The sequence below is a fragment of the Marinomonas sp. S3726 genome (assembly GCF_000967665.1).
In the GTDB taxonomy this organism is placed as follows: Bacteria; Pseudomonadota; Gammaproteobacteria; order Pseudomonadales; family Marinomonadaceae; genus Marinomonas.
In genome coordinates, this window is the sequence record NZ_JXYC01000020.1 from 45852 (window position 1) to 66032 (window position 20181).

The 20181-nt window shown below is 41.5% G+C and carries 15 protein-coding genes; 8 read left to right on the top strand and 7 right to left on the bottom strand.

Going from position 1 to position 20181, the window contains the following annotated elements:
• Positions 1–261: 261 nt before the first annotated feature.
• Positions 262–2784, bottom strand: coding sequence for an immune inhibitor A domain-containing protein (locus TW85_RS16245; RefSeq protein WP_046018189.1), 2523 nt, complete (start codon positions 2782–2784; stop codon positions 262–264).
• Positions 2785–2856: 72 nt separating this feature from the next.
• Positions 2857–3222 carry a hypothetical protein gene (locus TW85_RS16250; protein ID WP_157196965.1) on the bottom strand — a complete coding sequence of 122 codons (366 nt, stop codon included), beginning with the start codon at positions 3220–3222 and terminating at the stop codon, positions 2857–2859.
• A gap of 499 nt (positions 3223–3721) precedes the next feature.
• On the opposite strand from TW85_RS16250, the gene TW85_RS16255 reads away from it, so the two are divergent.
• The 6 genes from TW85_RS16255 (at position 3722) to TW85_RS16280 (ending at position 11285) form a co-directional block, all read left to right on the top strand.
• Positions 3722–4678, top strand: coding sequence for a LysR family transcriptional regulator (locus tag TW85_RS16255; RefSeq protein WP_052702254.1), 957 nt, complete (start codon positions 3722–3724; stop codon positions 4676–4678).
• A gap of 224 nt (positions 4679–4902) precedes the next feature.
• Positions 4903–6333: an ethanolamine permease gene (gene eat / locus TW85_RS16260; RefSeq protein WP_046018190.1), complete on the top strand. Its 1431-nt coding sequence runs from the start codon at positions 4903–4905 to the stop codon at positions 6331–6333.
• A 202-nt stretch (positions 6334–6535) separates the two neighbouring features.
• Positions 6536–7909, top strand: coding sequence for a glutamine synthetase (locus TW85_RS16265; RefSeq protein ID WP_046018191.1), 1374 nt, complete (start codon positions 6536–6538; stop codon positions 7907–7909).
• 62 nt (positions 7910–7971) lie between these two features.
• Positions 7972–9360: an aldehyde dehydrogenase family protein gene (locus tag TW85_RS16270; protein WP_046018192.1), complete on the top strand. Its 1389-nt coding sequence runs from the start codon at positions 7972–7974 to the stop codon at positions 9358–9360.
• A 12-nt stretch (positions 9361–9372) separates the two neighbouring features.
• The gene (locus TW85_RS16275; protein ID WP_046018193.1) at positions 9373–10539 is read left to right on the top strand and encodes an iron-containing alcohol dehydrogenase; all 1167 of its coding nucleotides are present in this window, start codon (positions 9373–9375) and stop codon (positions 10537–10539) included.
• 35 nt (positions 10540–10574) lie between these two features.
• A complete protein-coding gene (locus tag TW85_RS16280) occupies positions 10575–11285 on the top strand; it encodes a glutamine amidotransferase (protein ID WP_046018194.1) in 711 nt (236 codons plus the stop codon).
• A 134-nt stretch (positions 11286–11419) separates the two neighbouring features.
• Here the strand turns inward: TW85_RS16280 and TW85_RS16285 are convergent, their stop codons facing one another.
• From TW85_RS16285 to TW85_RS16300, 4 genes are all read right to left on the bottom strand, one after another.
• On the bottom strand, positions 11420–12481 hold the full coding sequence (locus tag TW85_RS16285; protein WP_046018195.1) for a M48 family metallopeptidase: 1062 nt from the start codon (positions 12479–12481) through the stop codon (positions 11420–11422).
• Positions 12482–12508: 27 nt separating this feature from the next.
• Positions 12509–13540 (bottom strand): YjgN family protein, encoded by a 1032-nt coding sequence (locus tag TW85_RS16290; RefSeq protein ID WP_046018196.1) that lies wholly within the window; start codon positions 13538–13540, stop codon positions 12509–12511.
• Between the two features lie 314 nt (positions 13541–13854).
• Positions 13855–14592 (bottom strand): transporter substrate-binding domain-containing protein, encoded by a 738-nt coding sequence (locus TW85_RS16295; protein WP_046018197.1) that lies wholly within the window; start codon positions 14590–14592, stop codon positions 13855–13857.
• Positions 14593–14840: 248 nt separating this feature from the next.
• Positions 14841–15737, bottom strand: coding sequence for a LysR family transcriptional regulator (locus TW85_RS16300; RefSeq protein ID WP_046018198.1), 897 nt, complete (start codon positions 15735–15737; stop codon positions 14841–14843).
• Between the two features lie 217 nt (positions 15738–15954).
• Between TW85_RS16300 and TW85_RS16305 the strand changes: the two genes are divergently transcribed.
• Positions 15955–18306 (top strand): MMPL family transporter, encoded by a 2352-nt coding sequence (locus TW85_RS16305; RefSeq protein WP_046018259.1) that lies wholly within the window; start codon positions 15955–15957, stop codon positions 18304–18306.
• Positions 18307–18326: 20 nt separating this feature from the next.
• Positions 18327–19145: an outer membrane lipoprotein-sorting protein gene (locus TW85_RS16310; protein WP_157196966.1), complete on the top strand. Its 819-nt coding sequence runs from the start codon at positions 18327–18329 to the stop codon at positions 19143–19145.
• A gap of 127 nt (positions 19146–19272) precedes the next feature.
• Here TW85_RS16310 and TW85_RS16315 read toward each other — a convergent pair whose 3' ends face one another.
• Positions 19273–20010: a transporter substrate-binding domain-containing protein gene (locus tag TW85_RS16315; RefSeq protein WP_046018200.1), complete on the bottom strand. Its 738-nt coding sequence runs from the start codon at positions 20008–20010 to the stop codon at positions 19273–19275.
• Positions 20011–20181: the final 171 nt, after the last annotated feature.

Below are 20181 nucleotides of genomic sequence, written 5' to 3' on the forward strand. Positions count from 1 at the left end.
TAAAATCTAAGAAGGTGAAAATTAAGCTAAAGAAGTGAACCTGGCTTTTTAAAGAAGAAGAATTTTTGTTAATAAGGTAAATGCAAGGTAAATATATTAAGGATATTTCGTCATGTTAGTGTCTTATTTCTGATTTTTTTATTTATTTAGTGTTTTGGTTATGAGAGATATTACTTATCTAAAAGCGACATGGTTTATATAAAAAAACCATGTACCTAGGTACATGGTTTTTATTTATCAGGATAAACTTAACTGTGAAAGTTATAGGTTAAGTGTGATTTCCTTAGTTGTTACTGCGCCATCGTCGTCAGTGACAGTCAGGGTGATGACTTTCTCGCCTTTAGTTGGGAAAACGTGAAGAACAAAACGTCCTTTTTTCACCTTACCGTTTGGTAGAGTCCAAGTCGTAGAGACGATTTTGCCGTCTTCATCAGAACTCTTAGACTTCAGCATTACTAGACGGCCCAAGTGTTTCACTTTCGCTTTAGCAACAGGTGCGATATTGTCAGGTTCGGTTGGCTCTTCACCCTTAACATTTAGACGAATAATGGCATATTCGTTATTGCCTTCTTGCTCAACAATCTCAACAGACAAACCTTTCTCTGTTAATAAGCGGCCAGAATCTGGTGCTTGAGGAGAGCTGTAGTCTTGATCATCTGAGAAGTAGTGGTTGCCCTCAAGATTGCTATCAATCAATTGGTTACCATCACTTGCAGTTAGAGTGAAAGGTGTTTGTGTCTGCAAAGAGAAAGTCGCATCACGCATTTGATAACGGGTTTGCGCAATCGCATTATCGTTCGCCCAAAGTAGCGCATTTTGGTCTGCATCAACGACACCTAACCAACCTTCGCCAGGGTGATTGCCAACCCAGTTGTCAGAGCTTGAAAGGTCAACATACCAAACCAATAAGCCTGGTTGGAAGTCCATGATTTGATCCATACGCTTGATGTTAGCTAGACCTTCATCAACGCTGTTATGACTACGCCATTGTAGTAGGTAGTAATGTTCTGCCGTGTGGAAACCTTGGTTAATGTTATAGCCGTTATAGCTAAATACATTGTCAGTTTCAGCGTCAGAGATTGTCTCAATAGTGCCATCTGCTACAAACTGAAGGTTATCAAGGTAGAAACCTTCTTCTGTCAAACCGCCGTCAGTGACATACTCAAAGCTTAATGTGATGTCTTGACCTGCCCAAGCAGTAACATCAAATTCAGCATCAACCCAGCCATCAGAAGAACCTGATAGGGCAGGTACTAAACCTGTTCCATAAGGGTCATCCATGGTTGTAATGTTACCGGCAATGGCCTCACCGTTAATTAAGACACGAGCAAAGTCGTAATCCTTCTCGATTGTGAACCAAGCTTTAAATTGAAGGTGAACCTTGCCAGCCGTTGGCACAGTCAAATTTGCAGACATTGAAGAGTTTAGATCATCACCCTTATTTGAGTAATAATGGTTTTCACCTTCAAATGGGGCCACACCGTCAACTTGTTTAAGCGGCAAATCAACACGGACCAAGTTATCTTTACTGTTATCCGTGGTCTGGTGCAGGGTCACAAGTGTTGGGTTATCAGTTAGCTCTTCCAGAGTGAATCTTTGATCATTGATCCAGTTACCACCCATGTATTCTTGTAAGTAAACTTTCGCCCAAGCACTGAATGCACTAGGTTGAGTACCACCAATTTTACCTGCCCAGCTACCTGATGACATGATAGACCAATAAGATACTGGCTCACCTTGTCCTGTGTATTGAGTGTCATACTCATCCGGTAAGCCAAGGTCATGGCCATATTCGTGAGTACATACACCAGCCGCAGCATCGATAGGCTGCATTGTATAATCGTAAGCAACATATTCGCCGTTAAAACGATCAAGGCCACTTGATGTACCAGATAGGGCGTGAACATTACCCAAGTTGTATCTGTGAGACCAAATTGCATCGTCACCTAAGACACCACCACCGGCTTCTTCACCTACTGACGCATGGAAAACCATAAGGTGATCAATCATGCCATCAGGTTCACGGTAATTGCCGTCGCCATCATAATCGTATCTGTCTTCGATATCGAAATCTGCAAGGTTAATATTTGGATCTTTCGCTAGCTGATCAAGTGCCTCACGAACCAAACCTTGTGCATTTATATCATTGTCTGTAGTTGCAGAGTTGCCACCATAAGTTGCAGCTTTTTCACTCGCACGATACCAACCATACACAGCACCATCGACAGAATAGGTCTCACCTGATTCGTCTTCATAGTACTGACGCATAGAAATAAGGTTTTCATCATTCGGCCCTGTGTAGCCTGCAGGTGAGAACAGTAGGTCTTGATAATGATCTGTGCCATAAGTGTCATAAAGCATTTCCGTATGCTCAGATGTCAAACCATTATCGTCCCAAGGTAGATCAGGGAAGTCGATGAGTAGTGCTAGCACTTTATCCGTGCGCATTTCTGGCTCAGTTAAAGCGGCACTTCTTAGTTGTTTATGACCACGGTTTTTGCCAATGGCTTTCAATACACGAGAGCGTTGCTCAAGCATTTTTTTATCTGGATTGTGGCTATCGATTTGGCCACCTTTACGCTTACGTTCTAGTAGCGCTTGTACTGCAGCACGGCGTTCTTCGACGCTAGCATCAGCACTCAGTTCGCCTTTTTTGATAAGCATTTGAGCAAGTTTGTCTTCATTGGCGATGGCCAAATCGGCAACAGGTTGTGCTTGTGTCGGCATGCTAGATAATGCCACCGCCACAGAGGCTGCAATTAGGGTTGTTTTAACCGGAATCATTCGTTAGTCCTTTAGCTAAAATTGGCGTTTTTATTTGCAAAAAACGCCAGCTTGTTTACTGGAATCAGAAACTTAATTGAGTTTTTTGGGACTAACTTGTTCAGGCACTGGCTGACAAGCTGTTTTTGCTTGCGTGTCAGGGGCAGTTTTAGCAGGTTTGTTATGTGCTTTCTTTTGCATTTTCTTTTGTAGATAGTTCTGCAATGCTTGTTGCTGCTCAGATGGGCTTAATTCAGCACAAATGATACCTCTATCTATTAATGATTTGAGCAATCTTTCATCATTAATACTACTAGCGAAAAGTGAAAAAGATGGCTGTAGTAAGGCAACACAGACAAGCGTATAAAAAACATTTTTTTTAAACGTTTGATTCAACTGGCTTTTTGTTAAAGCCTTGAATAAGAAATCACCCATAACGAAACCTAACAAGTTGTTCACAATAAACTCCGCTCTATTACAGTTTTTCACGAGGACTTCGTCAATAAAGTGTAAGCCAGTGTACTATTTATAGACGCATGATATGGCTATAAAACACCCTTTATTTGATCTTGAACGACCGGACAAGATAAGAGATTGTTTTTAAAAAAGCGAATTTTTTTAGCTCCCTTCTTGTTAGGGCTCATCTTCTGGGCTAATGGATACCGTTTTTAAAGACTCGCTAGATAAAGTCAATAAAACGAAAAAATTGATCTAAAAAGACTAACAAAATCGCTTTTACGCGGTCTAATTGCATTTGCTATAACTTATTAATTATAGCTTTAATAATCCATGATTATGTCTCTGTCTAATTATTGAACAAAATATTATAGATTTATTTGGCTATTAAAAACCGTATTTCATTTCGCTTTTTGAGTTTCAAATGAGGTGTCCATTTCTAAGCTTGCGAGTCTGTTTTTGTACAGGCATGATGTTGGCAGACTTATGAAGGAGTGGGTGAGTGGATATTAATTTAGGGTTTGATTTAAAAGCACTTTCTGTCTTTGTATTAGTAGCGGAAACCGGCAATATGTCGCACGCTGCAGAGCGCCTTGGTACCACTCAATCATCCATTTCACAAACCTTATCTAGTCTAGAAGCGAACCTTAAAACTCAACTCATTGATCGCAGTGTTAGACCTTTGGTGATCACCTCTGCAGGTCGTTATTTTTACGATAGGGCCTCTTATTTATTAAAAGAAGCGGCTCAGACTAGCCGTGATATCAAGCAAGAAAATTATGAGCAATTAAGGCAAGTAAATATTGCTATTGTTGATTCTCTTGTGACAGCCGTGGGTGGTCCTATTCTAGATGCAGTAAAGCATAGAACCAGAGAGTGGAGTATTAAAACGGGTTCTTCTCATATGCATGCTCATGGGCTCTTATCTCACCAGCTAGATATCATCTTATCTGACGATGCGTTAGAAGATCACCCTGATCTATGCCGCTTTCCGATTTTACGTGAACCCTTCATCATTGCCTTGCCTAATGACTATAAGGTGAAGCAACTTGACCTAAATAGCTTGTGTCGAGATTTAGACTTTGTGCGCTATTCAGAACATTCTTTAATCGGTCAAACAATAGAAAGGTATTTAAGACGCATTCAATTAGAACCCGCCATGCGTCTCCAACTTGATAATTCCTATGCGATTGCCTCTATGGTATCAGCTGGTGCTGGCTGGACCATTACTAGCCCATTATGCCTGTTCCAATCTGGTATTAAGATGCATCAGGTTCAATGTTTACCATTGCCAGGAGAAAGCTTTGTTAGAGCTTTAACCTTGGTGGCAAGAAACAACGAACTACTTGACTTACCTAAGACGATTGCTAAGGACAGTCGTGCTATTTTAAAAGAGAAATTTCTACAGGAAGTAGGGGCACATTTGCCTTGGTTAGAAGGCCAAATTGTGATTGATTAAGTTTCCAATCGGAAATTTTTTCTCTGTTAGTGATTGTTTTTTAAAGAAATATTCTGACACTATTAATTTTTTTAATAGTACGTTTTTATTTCAAATGATGGTGTTTGCAGCCACTAAAAATAATCTCTTACTATCGAAAGGTATTCAGTTTTCAGCGCTGAATCGCTATTTGAAAATCAGAACAATCGCTTTATCCCGACAATAATTAGTAAAGGAATAGCAAGATGTCAGACAGTAATAGCGCAATGGGCTACGATTCAGTCGCCCAAGAATATCTTCAAAAAAGGCAACTCAAGCAAGGGGCCGCAGGATGGATTTTACTTGCGGGTCTTGGGGTGTCTTATGTTATCTCAGGTGACTTTGCCGGCTGGAACTTTGGTCTAGCGCAAGGGGGGTTTGGTGGCATGCTCATCGCCACTGTCATAATGGGGATCATGTATACCTGTATGGTTTTGTCATTAGCAGAGCTTTCATCGTCATTGCCTACTGCGGGTGGTGGTTATAGCTATGCCAGACGTGCATTAGGTCGTACAGGTGGCTTTTTAACTGGCACCGCCATACTACTTGAATACGCTATCGCACCGGCTGCGATCGCTGTTTTTATCGGTGGTTATTGTAATGAGCTATTTGGCTGGGATGGGGCAAGTGTCTATGCCGCCTTTTATGTGATTTTTATTGGTATTCATCTATTTGGTGCTGGTGAAGCGCTAAAGATTATGTTGGTTATCACCTCTATCGCTGCACTGGCCATTATTGCTTTTATTCTAGGCATGATCCCACACTTTGAAGTCGCCAACCTGATGGATATTTCTGTTGATGCCAGTGCTGTTGGTGCCAGCGCATTCTTACCTCAAGGTTATATTGGTATTTGGGCTGCCATTCCTTTTGCTATGTGGCTTTTTTTAGCGGTTGAAGGTGTGCCATTAGCAGCAGAAGAAGCAACAGACCCAGGCAAAGATCTACCTAGAGGTATTATCACCGCTATGGTGATTTTGTTGGTGTTCGGTGGCTTAGTTTTGGTCTTAGCCCCAGGTGGTTCTAGTGCGGAGTTGATGAAAAACCATGCAGCACCATTAGTTGGTGCACTACAGGCTGTCTATGGTGAAAACTCCATGGTAGCGACCTTTGTTAACCTAGTGGGCCTCGCTGGTTTGATTGCTAGCTTCTTCTCTATCATTTATGCCTATTCTCGTCAGGTGTTTGCCTTGTCTCGCGCTGGCTACTTACCACGCTTCTTGTCTTTGACTGGCAAGCGCAAGGTGCCAACCTTAGCGCTAATTATTCCTGGCATCCTAGGTTTCTTACTCTCTTTAACAGGTGAGGGTGATTTGATGATCACTATGGCCGTATTTGGGGCTACTTTGTCTTATGCCTTGATGACCTTGTCTCATATTATCTTGCGAGTGAAAGAGCCTGATCTTGAACGTCCTTATAAAACGCCGGGTGGTGTGTTCACTTCAGGTATCGCCTGCGTATTAGCGGTTATTGCCTTTATTTCAACCTTCCTAGTTAGCCGTGAAGCGGCGATGTGGTCGGCTGTTTTCTACGGAATCATGGTGGCTTACTTCTTCTTGTATAGCCGTCATCATCTTGTAGCACAGGCACCAGAAGAAGAGTTTGAAGCGATTGCAAATGCCGAAAAAGAGCTGAGTTAAGCGTTCAAAACCTAACAAATAAAGCGATTTTAATAAAAATATAAGCTAAGTCAGAAATATAAGGATGTAAAAAGAGTACTGGTTAAGAGAGCTTAGGATGAGTTCTCTTAACTCTTGAAAGAAGTTAAATGCGTCGCTCGCCCTCCAGTTTTGGTGAGCTGACACTTCATAAAAAGAATATTTCGAACAAGAGTACGACATTATGTTAAATGCAAAAGATGTGAAAACAATTGAAGATGCCAAGCGCATCGTCGATGAACGTAATTTGAGCCATGTGAAAGTCGGTTTATTTGATATCGATGGCATCATGCGCGGCAAGTACATGAGCAAGGAGAAGTTCTTTTCTTCATTGGACAGTGGTTTTGCATTTTGTGATGTTGTACTGGGCTGGGATTCAAAAGACCAGCTTTATGATAATGGTAAGGTAACAGGCTGGGAGACAGGCTATCCAGATGCCCCAGTGCGTATTTTACCTCATACCTGTCGCGACATTGTGGATGAGCCGGGCCAGCTTCTCTTTATTTCTGAATTTGTTGAAGAGGCTGAAAAGGTGTGTCCACGAGGCACCCTGCGTAAGGTCATTGAAAAGGGTAAAGCCATGGGCTTTGATGCTTTTGCGGCCCTAGAGTATGAATTCTTTATGTTTGATGAGACCCCAGATTCCATTCGAGAAAAGGGCTTTCGTAACCTAAAACCTATCACACCAGACTTCTTTGGTTATTCCGTCATTCGCAACTCAGTACACTCTGAGTTGTACCAGCAAATCATGGGGATGGGGGAGTTAATGGATTTCCCTATCGAAGGTCTGCACACAGAAACGGGTCCGGGTGTATTAGAAGCGGCACTTGCTGTAGATGATGCGACCAAAGCGGCAGACAAAGCGGCGCTCTTTAAAACCTTTATGAAGGTGCTAGCGCAGCGTAATAACATGATGGCGACCTTTATGGCTAAGTGGTCCGGAGAATACCCAGGACAAAGTGGCCATATTCATCTCTCTCTGACAAATAGCTCAGATGGTAGTTCAGCTTTTTACGATGCCAATAATAAACACAATATTAGTAAGATTCAGCGTCACTTTATTGCAGGCCAGCAGCGCCTTATGCCTGAATTACTGGCGATGTTTGCGCCAACCGTCAACAGCTATAGTCGCTTGATTCCAGGCTTTTGGGCACCGACTGATGCCACTTGGGGGGTAGAAAACAGAACTACGGCACTACGAGTTATCCCAGGTTCTCCTAAATCTCAAAGGGTGGAATACCGTTTAGGTTCGGCTGATGCTAACCCTTACCTTGCGCTAGCAGCCGCTTTAGGTGCTGGCCTATATGGCATAGAGCATGAACTAGAGCCAGAAGCGCAAGTCAAAGGTAACTCCTACGAACAAACCCATTCGCCAGAATTAGCACTACCTCGTACCCTCTGGGAATCAGCGCAAAGGCTGAAACACTCAGCCGCGGCTAAAGATTTATTCGGCGAAACTTTTGTTGAGCATTTTGCCGCTACCCGAGAATGGGAAGAGCGAGAGTTTCGCCGCCATATTACCGATTGGGAAATGGAGCGTTACTTCGAAATTATTTAGACAGCTTGAAATACCTATAGTTTGAATGAAGAGCATAACCGCTTTAAATACAGGAAATTAGAATGACAAACATGATCAAAACCATCTCACCGATTAATGGTGAGGTTTATGTAGAGCGTCCACTCGCTTCAGTGAATGAAATAGACGATGTCTTAATCAAGGCTAAATTAGCCCAACAAGCTTGGTCAGCAAAGAGCGTGGCTGAACGTGCACAAATCTGTACTGCTGCGGTTGATGCGTTTGTGGCTAACAAAGAAGTGATAGCTAAAGAGCTAACTTGGCAAATGGGGCGTCCTATTCGTTACAGCCAAGGGGAAGTGGGTGGTTATGAAGAGCGTGCCCGTTACATGATAGGCGCAGCAGAAGAGGCGCTAGCGCCGTTACAGCTTGAAGAGAAAGCAGGCTTTACCCGTTACATTAAACGTGAAGCTCTGGGTGTCGTGTTTGTGGTTGCCCCTTGGAACTTCCCTTTTATGACGGCAATTAATGCGGTTATGCCGGCACTAATGGCAGGCAATGCTGTGGTACTTAAGCATTCAGCGCAAACGCCTTTGTGTGCTGAGCGTATGGTTGAATCCTTTGAAAAAGCAGGTCTACCAGCGGGCGTATTCCAATATCTACACCTTTCCCATGCGGATACCGAAAATATTATTGCCTCAGATAAGGTGGATTATGTTGCCTTTACTGGCTCTGTGGCGGGTGGTGAAATGGTGGAGAAAGCCGCTGCTGGTACCTTTAAAGGCACAGGTCTTGAGCTAGGGGGGAAAGACCCAGCTTATGTGCGTTCTGATGCCAATATTGATCAAGCCGTGGATACTGCCATTGATGGGGCTTTCTTTAACTCAGGCCAGTCATGTTGTGGTATCGAGCGTATTTATGTGCACGAGTCTGTCTATGATGAGTTCGTTGAAAAGGCTGTGGCATTGGTAAATGGCTATGTACTTGGTCGCTCTGATGATGAAAGCACAACCTTAGGTCCAGTGGTTAAAGCAAGCTCTGCTGACTTTATTCAAGGCCAAATTGATGAAGCTGTAGCACAAGGTGCGGTGGCACATATTGATAGCAAAGCTTTTGCCATGGCAGAAAAAGGCACGCCTTATTTAGCGCCGCAAGTACTGACCAATGTGGATCATTCTATGCGTATTATGCAAGAAGAGTCCTTTGGCCCTGTGGTAGGTATCCAAAAAGTGACCGATGACGAAGCGGCGATCACCTTAATGAATGATAGTGAGTTTGGTTTAACTGCCAGTGTGTTTACCACAGATGTAGAAGCCGGTATTGCAGTGGGTGAACGTCTTGAAACAGGGACTTTCTTTATCAACCGTTGTGACTACCTAGACCCTGCGCTAGCTTGGACTGGGGTGAAAAACTCAGGTAAGGGCTGCACCTTATCGTCTTTAGGGTATGACTATCTTACTCGTCCAAAATCTTTCCACATCAAACTGCCTTAGTCGGAGCTTTTTATGACATATTCTCAATACACAATGAACTGGAATTATCCGACAGCGGTTCGCGCTGGTGTTGGCCGTATTAGCGAACTAGCCGATGCTTGCCAATCCTTAGGAATGAAAGCCCCACTTCTAGTAACAGACCCAGGCCTTGCGAGTTTGCCTATGGTGACAAATGCTATCGTAGCCTGTGTTGAAGCGGGTTTAGATTGCCGTTTGTTTAGCAATATCAAAGGTAACCCAACGGGTGAAAACGTCAATGATGGCGTAGTCGCTTTTCGTGAAGGTAAGCATGATGGTGTGATTGCATTTGGTGGCGGCTCTGGCCTTGATGCTGCCAAAGCCATAGCCTTTATGTCTGGTCAAACCGCCGATCTATGGTCTTTTGAAGATGTGGGTGATAACTGGAGTAAAGCGATTGAATCAGGTATCGCACCGATTGTTGCTGTTCCAACAACCTCAGGTACTGGTTCAGAAGTAGGACGCGCTTCTGTGATTACTGATGATGCTAACCATGTGAAGAAGATCATCTTCCATCCAAAAATGTTGCCAGAAGTGGTGATCTTGGACCCAGTATTAACCCAAGGTCTACCTGCCAAAATTACCGCCGCAACAGGTATGGATGCTTTATCTCACAACTTAGAAGCTTACTGCTCTCCATTTTATCACCCAATGGCAGAAGGGATTGCGATCGAAGGCATTCGTTTGGTGAAGGAGTACCTACCTCAAGCGGTTGCTAATGGGGATAACCTAGATGCCAGAATGCAGATGCTTGTGTCATCTTCTATGGGTGCGACCGCCTTTCAGCGAGGCTTGGGTGGCATGCACGCCTTAGCTCATCCTTTAGGGGCTTTATATGATGCTCACCATGGTTTATTGAATGCCATCTTGATGCCTTATGTCCTTAAAGCGAACCAAGACGTTATTGCAGAAAAATTGTCTCGTTTAGCCCTTTATATTGGCCTAGAAGGCAGCTTTGATGCCTTCTTACAATGGGTATTAGATCTACGTGAACAATTGGGTATTCCGCACACATTAGCTGCAATTGGCATAGATGAAGAAAAAGCAGAGCTAGTAGGGCGAATGGCCACAGAAGACCCTTCTGCTGGTGGTAACCCGATTAGCTTTACTGATGCTCAATACAGCCAATTATTTAAAAATGCGGTTCAAGGTGTGCTATAGCACCTTGTAAGCTGCAGCCATAAAGGATGCTTTAGATGAAGATTGGATTATTACAATGTGATTCCGTGATTGATGCGCTTCAAGGCAAGCATGGCAATTATCCAGCTATGTTCAGCGAACTGTTTACTCAGCTTGATAGTCGTATTGAATTAACGGTTTTCAACGTAATTGAAGGTGAGTATCCAGAAGATATTGATGCTTTTGATGGGTATGTCACCACAGGTAGTCGTTTTGGTGCCGAAGACGACTTACCTTGGATTACGGATCTGATTAGCTTTGTAAAAACGCTCTACCAAGCTAATAAAAAGCTAGTGGGTATTTGCTTTGGTCACCAAATCATTGCCAAAGCCCTAGGTGGTCAGGTGGTGAAATCGGATAAAGGTTGGGGAGTTGGGGTTTCTGTTAATAAAGTGCTGGAGAAAAGCCAAAATGAGGCTTGGATGCAACCTGCTAAAGCAGAAATGAAACTGATAGTGAGCCATCAGGACCAAGTGGTACAGCTGCCTAAAGACAGCCAAGTACTTGCTGCAAGTGACTTCTGTCCAGCGTACATGTATCGCGTGGGTGATTGCTTCTTATGTGTACAAGGCCACCCTGAGTTTTCAAAATCCTATTCCAATGACCTAATGGAGTCCCGTCGAGATCGCATCCCTCATGATGTGATAGAGGAAGGGCAGTCTTCATTAGAGCAAGATGTGGACGATATCTTGATGACCCAATGGATAGTAAACTTCTTGAAAGCTTAAGCCCTTGACGTTTTAAAGTAAGTGCATAAAAAAGCCCGAACAGCTTTATTGGTTCGGGCTTTTTTGTGCTGATCATTTATCAAGAGCATCTATTCAGAATATTCATCTAAAGGTAAGAGTGCAAAGCAGTATACTTAATGGGCCTCTTTATAATCCAAAATAGTTTGGATTCGCTCTTCAGGTGCTGGGTGAGTTGAAAGGTAATGTTCTAAACCTGATAAGGCCCCAGCTTCTTCGTCGCTATTCATTCTATTTACTTGAGTTAAACGACCCATAATCAAGGCAAAGTTTTCTACATTAATATTTGCAAGTGTAAGCTGTTCTAACGCAAATTGGTCAGCTTCACGTTCAAAGTCGCGTGAATAGGTAAGATCAGTTAATAGGGTTGGTAGGCCGGTGATGATATCAAGCGTATCAAGGTCACCTGTGACTAATAAAATAAAAGCGGTTAACAGGGAGGCCTGAATCGCACGGCGTAAAATATGCTTGTGTTTTAAGTGACCAATTTCATGAAATAAGACAGCAATGATCTCGTCATCGTTCTTGGTTAATTCAATAAACTCGTCAGTAAATACGATAGTACCACCGGGTAAAGCAAAGGCGTTTGCGCCAAAGCCAGAGCGAAACTCTATTTTGATATTTAAATTGTCGAAGCCCTGATAATAGGGCTTCATTAAATACCTAAGCTTGTTTTGTTCTTCTTGTGATAATTCACTCGGTTCTAAAAAGCTATTATCTAATACTGTGAGGCTTTGATCGAACTTAGCTTCAATGACTTCTGGTAAGCTTTGGGCAATAACACTTGTTAATTTAGGAATGCCATAAACAAGGCCAACATAAGATAAGGAAATTAAAGCGAAAGTCGCAATCAGTATGGTGCTTAAATTGGATTCAAGCCTGTGTAAAAAGGAGCCTTTATGGCGTTTTGGCGAAAGGGTATTAGCAAGTGCATCGACACCTTCATTATCATAACTAATAAAGAGTTGATCGTTTTCTAAGGTGATTTCACGAGCTGTATTAGCAACACGAGACTCGATTTGAATCGAGTCCGCATCAAACATAATGAGTTCGTGACCAATGTGCTCTGCACTCGGGCCGTAAAGGTATAGCTTGATACCTCTATGGCTGTTGAGTTCTAAACTAGCTTCATGGCGTTTTGATGATTTACCATCAAGGTAGTAACCCTTAATTCTCATTTATGGCTCTTCTCTAGGGCTAAAAATCTAAACACCGAAGTCAAATGCTTGACCCATTTCTTCACCTAAAGCGCCAACTTCTTGAGCGGGTGCTGCTCTAAAGTTTTCAAGGGAACCATTTACTTCTAGCGATACATTTTGTGCTAGGTATTTAATCATGCGAATTTTTGCCGCAGGAAGATAAAGGCCTAAAGTAACAATTGTTAAAAGTACATTAATTAGAATCACTTTAAATAAACCTGGCATGGTGAAGTTAGCATTAAAATTATGCTCATCAATATGTAGGTTTCTATAAAAGATGTTATTTACCGTTACGATAAAAAAGATAATAAGGAATAGATAAGCAGGTAGAACTATCACAGGTAGGAAGGCTGCAAAAGCAGGTACTGCACTAATAATTCCGAAACCAATTAAACCTAAAACAAGCATGATAGCAGCTGCTACTAATGCAGGCTTACCATAATCCCAAGCTTTGGCGCTAAATTGAAATTGGGTTTTACCGTAAGAAGAGTTGTTTACAAGATAAGCATTAATTTCTTTAAAAGCTTTTGGATATAAAATACCCATGGTGAATATACCCAGCAGCGGCCATAAAATTAAAGCTTTTACTGCTTGCCAATAAGTTGCGCTGAAGCGAAATTGAATATTGTTATAAGAGGTCATACGACGATCAAATGCTAAAGACTGGTTAACAAAGTAAGGAATCGCAATAAATAGTGCTATACCCAATATTGCACCTACAGTAGGCATAAACTGCAAGGCAGTCATGTAAATGATCAAGGCGACAATCGCAATGATACGCCCTTTTAGTATCTGCATTGGGGTCGCAAGATAGCGGAAGTGAGTATTGTTTAGATACAGATTTGCATGTAAATAGCGGTTGTTTCTAACCGTTGCCCAAGCCGAATAAATACCGAAAGTTAATACAGTGAGTAACGCGTTGACTACCCATAATTTGAAATATTCAAACCCCTGACCTCTAAACTCAAAGGGTAAAATATTTTTAGTTTGTGAGTCGTTAATAGGCGTGACGACTTCAGCTGTGACTGATTCAGACATCTAAGCTTTCCTTACTTATGTGATCCATTTTGGGGGGTATTTAATATAAGCCTAATATAGTGCCTTATATTGAGCATTTTTCATATCCCAAGAAAGAAAAATGACATCAAATTATTATATAAAGGATCAATTTTTATTAAAATAAGGTCTAAAGAATGAGTCTAATTGTAAAAAGTATCTAAATTAATTGATATTTATCTTATTAATCTAATTGTGAATATAGCTTCAAATTACTATTAAAAAATGCCGTCCTTGGCCAAAGGGATTTTTTATCCATTTTTCACTTAGCAAACAGGGTTTTTTATTTATAAAAATTATAGTTGTTCAAACTGTTTTAAGATTTTTTCATAGGTACCATTCGCCTGAATCATAATAAAACCTGCGTTAAAGTCATCACGAATTTTTTCAGCATCCTTTATATTTTTAGAAATCATTACATAAAGATCATTCTTTTCAATTGGAGGCTGCACCATGCTTAATTGGCTTGGATCAATGCCAATTTTTCCGGCAATACTTTTCACCACAGATAAGTTATCGGCATATAGATTAATATCGCCTTTAGCCAAGGCTCTTAAACCTTCTTCTGCGCCGTTATAACCCTGAATACTCTCAAAAGGGAAAGCATCAAAACTTTGGCTGATGACCGAGCCTTCCATCTTGCCAATCTTGTATTGGTTGAGCATTTCAAAAGAAGAGTAGAAATCCAGGTCTAGACCTTCTTGTTTGATCACACCGGTTAATACTGAATAGATAGGAATTGAGACGTGATAATCTTGTGCTCTATCTTCAGAATAGTAGGCGCCAACAAGCACATCTTTTTCTCCACTTTTAACCAGTCTCATTGCTTCTTTCCATTGGGTGAATTCAAGCTGGCTTTGATAACCTGATGCTTTAAATGATTCAGAGACTATGGTGGAAATAAAGCCACCTTGCTCTAATTCATTGCCATAAAATGGAGCCCAATTCGTGGTTGTCATAGAGACTTCTTGAGCCTGAGCGAGACTGGCAAAACTTACGGATAAAGCAAAAGCAGTATTGATTAAAGCTTTCATGAATAAACCTCATTTTTATTTTTTTATGTTTAAAAAGCAGTGTTAATACGCGGCGTTTTAAAAGGTGCGTTTTAAGTGTTTCGCAGCCTAACCTAAAAGTTTTTGAGGAATACAATAAAAAGCCAGCGAATGGCTTCGCTGGCTTTATGCGGGTCGTAATTGATTAAAAATTGAACGGGCGTTTAATAAAAAAGCATTTTTTAGAGTGAATAAAATAAGCTTTTGCTTAGACTTTAATCAGCCATATTTTAATTAATTGTGCCTTGGATTAAGTCTTTATCTTCGTTTAATGCATCCCAAAGAAAACGGGCGAAGACTTTTACTCTTTCTGTAGCAACTGAATCTGGGTGAGTAAGGATCCAAGCAGGAATAAACTGCATATCAATATCGGGTAGGCGCTTTAGTTGAGGGTCCTGATCGGCAGTGAAGCTAAACAAATAAGCAAATCCAAGCCCAGCTTTAACTGCTTGCTGTAACGCTAAAGGGTCAGCAATGCTGTGTTGAACTTGGCAGTAAGCATAAGGCGTTGTTTTGATCCAACGGGATAATAAACCATGTTGATTGGCCTTTTCCCAAGATAACCAGCGGGCGCTGGGATTTTTTCCGGTAAAGCTTTGCTCTGCTTCATAATTCAAACTGGCATATACGGCGAGCCCAAAATCAGGCAGTTTACGGCCGATTAAGTGCTCCTCTGGTTCTGCTTGAAAGCGAATAGCAATATCAGCGTTACGTCTGTCTAGGTCAACAATATTATTGTTGGCGTCAATCTCAATATGAATATCAGGGTAAAGAGCTGTGAATTTAACAATATGAGGGATAATCAAATGCTGAGCAATATGGGGCAGCATGGTGATACGAATTGGACCAGATAAAAGTGCATCACGGCCAAAGACTTCTCGCTCCATACTTAAAATTTCACTTTCGACCCTTTCTGCTCTTTCCACCATGGCTTCACCCATTTCGGTCAGAATAAAGCCTTCGTTATGACGAACAAATAGCTTTAAATCCAACTGGGATTCCATTGCTTGTAAGCGTCTAGAAATCGTTGAGTGGCTTACTCCCATTAGCTTTGATGCTGCGCGAACAGATCGCCCCCGATAAATCGCTAAAAAAACTCTTAAGTCATCCCACTCAAATACTTTCATTACTCACCCTAAACCTAGCTTTAATTGATCGCGTAACGCTGGTGCAAAAACGGAACGACGAGTTGCAATTATAGCTAGTTCTGTATTGAAAATGAATTCGTTATCTTAGCCTTCATGACGCAACCTGATCCCAAATCCTCTGCTATTTCACTCTCAGGGGATTTGGGATCCTTGCATGAAAACCATTTTTAACCATGACCTAGTTCATGGAGGGCACATGAGAGATAAGTTTTTTAATTTTGTTGTCAGGCACCCTGTTTGGGTGATTCTGGCATTTTTAGTGTTTGCTTTTGCTGCCGCTTCTGGGGCGCAAAAGTTAGTTTTCAAAAGTGATTATCGAATCTTTTTTGATGATGAAAACCCTCAGCTAGTGGCTTATGAGTCCATGCAGAAAATCTATAATAAAAGTGACAATGTGACTTTTATTATCGTGCCAAAAGGAGACACGGTATTTACCCCAGAGCATCTTAAAGGGCTCACAATGCTGACGAAAGCCAGCTGGCAAATACCTTATTCAACCAGAGTTAATTCATTGACTAACTTCCAGCATACCTATGCCGAAGAAGACGACATGATAGTGTCGAATCTAGTAAATAACCCTGAGTCTTTGACGCCTTTACAGCTAGAAAATATCAGAGAGATCGCACTTGCTGAGCCTCAACTGGTGAATAAGATAGTCTCTAACTCTGGGCATGTATCTGTGGTTGATGTATCGATCAAATTACCAGGGCTTGATCCGACTGCAGAGATTCCAGAAGTGGCTTCTCATGTACGTCAATTAAGAGATGGTTTTTTAGCGACTAACCCAGGAGCACAAGTTTATTTGTCTGGCATGGTGATGCTGAATAATGCATTTGCCGAAGCCTCTATGGAAGACAGTGCCACCTTAATCCCTCTAATGTTCTTAACCGTAATTGTGATTATTGGGGTTTTGCTACGCACTATTTCAGGCACCATAGCCACAGTACTGATTATCTTTATGAGTATTGTGACTGCCATGGGGCTAGCCGGTTGGATGGGCTTTTTCTTGTCTGGTGCATCTGCCTCAGCACCCACCATCATACTGACCTTAGCCGTCGCAGACTGTATTCACATACTCGCGTCTATGTTTTATGAGATGCGTAATGGCGCAGATAAACGTTCAGCTATTTTGACTAGCTTGAAAGTGAATCTACAGCCGATATTCCTCACCAGTATTACCACGGCAATTGGCTTTTTAAGCATGAACTTTTCTGAGATTCCACCTTATCGTGACCTAGGTAATATCGTTGCTATGGGTGGCATGCTGGCCTTTGTTTTCTCTGTGACTATTTTTCCTGCTTTGTTATTGGTGTTGCCGATTCGCGTCAAGGTGAACGCTCAGGCGAAGCAAGACAAGATGAGCAAGTTTGCGGACTTTGTTATTGCTAAACGTCGTCTTCTATTACCACTAGTGAGTGTGGTGGTTGTGGTACTAACGGTTTTTATTCCGAAAAACGTTATCAATGATGACTTTGTTAAATATTTTGATACGAGTGTGCCTTTTAGAGAAGCCACTGACTTTATGCAAGATAACCTATCGGGTATGACTGTCATGGAGTTATCGGTGAAATCTGGCGAGGCAAATGGCGTTAATAACCCGGCTTATTTAAAGCAAGTATCAGACTTTAGTGATTGGTTAAGAACACAGCCAGAAACGGACCATGTAAACACTTTGACTGATGTGCTCAAGCGCTTAAACATGAATATGCATGGAGATGATGAAAGCTGGTATCGCTTACCCGAATCACCTGAAATGTCGGCGCAATATTTGCTCTTGTATGAAATGTCTTTGCCTTATGGCCTAGATCTAAATACCCAACTGAATGTGGATAAATCATCTACCAAGTTGATTGTAACCTTCAAAAACCTAACCAGTGGTGAGTTGGTAGAGCTAGGGGAAAGAGTCGAAAACTGGTTTGCAGTCAATGCCAACCAATATGAATTAGATGTTGCCAGCCCAAGCTTTATGTTCGCTCACATAGGCCAGAAAAGTATTGTCAGCATGCTAGTTGGCACTTTGGTTGCGTTAGTTCTTATCTCTGTCTTGTTAGGTTTTGCACTTAAGAGCTGGCGTTATGGCTTGATTAGCTTGATTCCTAATTTACTTCCTGCAGCTGTGGCGTTTGGTATTTGGGGCATCATCAATGGTCAAATTGGTATGAGTATGTCCATGGTGATAGGGATGACGCTAGGCATAGTCGTCGATGATACCGTGCATTTCTTAAGTAAGTACCTCCACGCCAGACGTAATCATAAAGCGAATGCTATTGATGCTGTGCACTATGCCTTTGGCAATGTCGGCAGCGCCCTGTGGATTACCACCTTAGTGTTAGTCGCAGGCTTTACTGTGTTGGCTCAATCTAGCTTTAAATTAAATGGCGATATGGGGTTATTAACCGCCATCACCATACTTGTAGCTTTGCTCATCGACTTCCTACTGTTACCGCCTTTACTGATCCTTATGGATGAAAAGCGCAAAAACAGCCAGCAAGCAAATACACAATCAGATAGACAACAGACAGACTTAGCTGATCTGTCGAATGCCTAATGAAAATATTGGAGAATAAAATGTTTAAAACAAGTTACCTATTGGGCGCAGCGTTATCTATTAGCCTATTCAGTGCCCCAAGCTTTGCGACGACACAAGCAAGTGAGGAACTTGATCCTGCCTTGGCAGAAAAAGGCAGACAGATATTTATGGAAACGAAAAAAAGAGACGAAGGCTGGGTCGATTTTACCGCTGATATGCTGATGGTATTACGTAATGACCAAGGCCAAGAAAGTGTTCGCGAAGTGAAGATGAAGTCACTAGAGCAGCTTACTGACGGGGATAAAAGTCTGACCATCTTTAATAAGCCTAAAGATGTAAAAGGAACCGCCTTTTTAAGTTACTCCCATGTTGTGGGTGCAGATGACCAATGGTTGTTTTTACCTTCTATCAAACGAGTAAAGCGAATTTCATCCAGCAATAAATCGGGTCCATTTATGGGGTCTGAGTTTTCGTTTGAAGACTTAAGTTCCTTTGAAATCGACAAGTATCGTTATCAATATCTTGCTGATGAGAAAGTTGGTGATTTAGAAAGCTTTAAAGTAGAGCAATACCCTGTGGATGAAAACTCAGGTTATACACGTCGTATTGTATGGGTTGATAAAGATGAATATCGCATTATTAAAATCGATTTTTATGATAGAAAAAATGCTTTATTAAAAACCTTATCCTATAACAATTTCGAGCTTTACCTAGGCCAATACTGGCGTGCGTTAGAGTCTGAAATGTTTAATCATCAAACGGGTAAAAGTACTAGCTTGGTGTGGAATAACTATCAGTTTAAAACTGGCCTAAAAGAGAGTGACTTTAGCCGAAGTTCATTGAAACGTGCTAAATAACGTTTAGTTAATCGCAGGTTCCCTAGACAAATCACTCTTTTCACTTGTTGGAAAGGGTGATTTTGTAAGAAGTAGTTTGATGGTAGGCCATCCATGGCGGATTAGTGTTTTATCTGATTAGCTCTTATTAGCTTTGGTTAAACCTAGCCAAAATTTTATCGTAGGTGCCATTCACCTGAATTTGAATAAAACCTGCATTAAAAGCGTCTCTCAGTTTTTCTGCATCTGGTATTTTTTTAGAGACAAGAATGTAGAGATCATTTTCTTCAATTGGTGGTTGCACCATCTTGAGTGAAGCTGGGTCCATCCCTATATCCGCAGCCACTTGCTTAACAACAGCAAAGCTATCTACATAAAGGTCAATATTGCCTGAGTTGAGCGCTTTTAGGCCGTCATCCACCCCTTCATAGCCAGTTAAGCTTTTAAATGGGTAAGCATCAAAGCTTTTCCCAACAACGGATTGATCTATCTTGCCAATCTTGTATTCATCAAGCATTTCGAAAGAATTATAAAAATCTAACGGCAGCCCATCTTTTTTGATAATACCGGTTAATACCGAATAAATAGGGAGGGAGAAGTGGTAAAGCTTCTCTCTTTCTTCAGAGAAATAAGCACCCACAAGAATATCTTTCTCGCCTGTTTTGACTAACTCTAATGCATTGCCCCAACTGGTGAACTCTAAGTTGCTATCATAGCCAGCGGCTTTTAGAGATTCAGCGACAATAACAGAAATAAAACCGCCGTCATCTAGCTTAGAGCCATAAAAAGGTGCCCAATCTGTCGTCGTTAAACTGATTTCTTTTGCGTGAGTTAAGCCACTAAAACTCAGACTGAGAGTGGCGATTAAACTAATTAAAAGTTTCATCCTTTAGCTCCATAAAATTAAATTTATATCGGCTTATATGAAGATGAGAACTTACTAATCTATAAGCCAGCTAAAGATAAAAGATAGTCAAAAAAAGCGGTTTTATAAATGTGTTCATTTTTTATTGTTGGAATACAGAGAAGAGAGTTCACCTCAGCGATTGTATTTTAG